The following is a 248-nucleotide window of genomic DNA, read 5'->3' on the forward strand; positions in this document are numbered from 1 at the left end:
GCAGTCGCCACAGCGTCCTTGTATGCCCCTGCACGCCGTCTGAACCGCTGATGACCAGCACCGCATAGTCCAGCACCTGAAGCACCCGCTCCATTTCCGCTGAAAAATCCACATGTCCCGGCGTGTCCAAGAGCGTCACATCCATATCATCCCATGCAAGCCGCGCCTGCTTGGAAAAAATCGTGATTCCGCGCTTTTTCTCCAATTCATATGTGTCCAGGAACGCATCGCCCTTGTCCACCCGCCCC

At 57.3% G+C, this 248-nt stretch carries 1 pseudogene (running past one end of the window); it reads right to left on the reverse strand.

The annotated features are described in order from the left end of the window. Nucleotides 1–248, reverse strand: a pseudogene (locus tag QVO97_RS03220) (NYN domain-containing protein) (its annotated part extends 2,537 nt beyond the left edge of the window); the annotation flags it as partial.

Source organism: Clostridium sp. CAG:43, from assembly GCF_000434655.1.
GTDB classification, from domain to species: domain Bacteria; phylum Bacillota; class Clostridia; order Lachnospirales; family Lachnospiraceae; genus Otoolea; species Otoolea fessa.